Origin of the sequence: Olavius algarvensis spirochete endosymbiont, assembly GCA_900608495.1 — a bacterium.
Classification (GTDB): Bacteria; Spirochaetota; Spirochaetia; order DSM-2461; family DSM-2461; genus UBA2779.
On the sequence record UWYT01000036.1, the window covers coordinates 1 to 267 of the forward strand.

1 protein-coding gene is annotated in these 267 nt (G+C 43.4%); it reads left to right on the forward strand.

Annotated elements, in window-relative coordinates; genetic code table 11:
* The coding region (locus S1OALGB6SA_RS10485; RefSeq protein ID WP_230204328.1) for a hypothetical protein at window positions 1-267 on the forward strand (267 nt) is incomplete at both ends.

The window sequence follows — 267 nt, forward strand, 5'->3', positions numbered from 1 at the left end:
CCCCGAGATGATTACCCGGCCGATTTGCATATCGACTATCCCAAAAAGTTGAAACAATGGTTTCCGCTGGTTAAATGGTTTCTAGCTGTTCCGCATTACTTCGTGTTGATTGCGTTTGTCGGCTACAGTCAAGAAAGCACAAACTTGCCGGGACTTGGGCCGATATTGATACTTATTGCATTGATTGTGCTACTATTTACAGGCAGGTATCTCAAAGATATTTTCCGGTTGGTTATGGGAATCAATCGATGGGGTTATAGGGTATCT